The organism is Streptomyces niveiscabiei (assembly GCF_001419795.1).
In the GTDB taxonomy this organism is placed as follows: Bacteria; Actinomycetota; Actinomycetes; order Streptomycetales; family Streptomycetaceae; genus Streptomyces; species Streptomyces niveiscabiei.
Window position 1 is genome coordinate 1 of the sequence record NZ_LIRL01001404.1, and the last position, 1,052, is coordinate 1,052.

2 protein-coding genes are annotated in these 1,052 nt (G+C 72.2%); both read right to left on the reverse strand.

Annotated elements, in window-relative coordinates; all coding sequences use genetic code 11:
• The coding region (locus AOK24_RS47150) for an NAD(P)-binding protein (RefSeq protein ID WP_159052247.1) at positions 1 to 121 on the reverse strand (121 nt) is incomplete at its 3' end.
• A gap of 50 nt (positions 122 to 171) precedes the next feature.
• Positions 172 to 783, reverse strand: coding sequence for a DUF4126 domain-containing protein (locus AOK24_RS44490; RefSeq protein ID WP_055725481.1), 612 nt, complete (start codon positions 781 to 783; stop codon positions 172 to 174).
• Between the last annotated feature and the right edge of the window lie 269 nt (positions 784 to 1,052).

Sequence of the window (1,052 nt, forward strand, 5' to 3'; positions counted from 1 at the left end):
CGACCCCGCCGCCGTACGTCTCCCCCCGCTCGTACACCACCACCCGGTGCCCCGCGATCGCCAACCGCGCAGCCGCCGCCATCGCGCCCATCCCGGCGCCGATCACCACGATCCGTCCCATGCCGGCGACTGTATCGGCCACCACTGACAGTGAGGCCGGGGCGGGTCACCTCACCCTGGCGGCCCGCTTCGCCCCGCCAGCCTCCGTTCCTCCCGGCGTTGGGCCCTCCGGCGCAGGAAACGGCGGATCCGGGACGCGAGGAAGACCAGGAGGACCACGCCGACGACGAGCAGCGTGCCCGCGATGATCGCCGCCGCCTCCGGATGGAACATCGCGAAGGTGACCAGCCCTCCGACGCCGAGATCCTCCGCGAGGCTCACGATCAGGTTGCTGAAGGGCTCGGGCGAGGTGTTGACGGCCATCCGCGTGCCCGCCTTGACCGCGTGGCTCGCGAGGGCCGTGGAGCCGCCCAGGAGGCCCGCGGCGATGTCGGAGAGGGACCCGGAGTGGCCCGCGAGGAGCGCGCCGACCCAGGCGCCCGCGACGGGCCGGATCAGCGTGTGGACGGCGTCCCAGACGGAGTCGACGTACGGGATCTTGTCGGCGACCGTGTCGCACAGGAACAGCACGCCCGCGACGACCAGGACCTCAGGGCGTTGCAGGGTCTCCGGGATCTCGTCGCTGAACCCTGTCGCGCCGAACACGCCGAGCAGCAGCACCACCGCGTACGCGTTGATGCCGCTGGCCCAGCCGCTGGTGAACACGAGGGGGAGTACGGACACGGACGCGATGGTAACCAGGGCGGGACGAACCGGCCTGGTGATGAGCACACAGCTCTGAGTATCCGTACCTAACCCCCGAGATGAGTACGCGCGCGGATGGGTGCCGACCTGCGTGAACGGGAGAGTGGAGGCACGGAAAGGGGCCCGGCGCCGGTACCGCCGACACGGGGCGGCGGAACCGGCACCGGCCCCAGACCGCTCCTTCCGCCGGCCTGGTCGGCGGGAGCGAGGCACGGGGGACCCCTGGGGGGAACGACCGGACGGGGGAC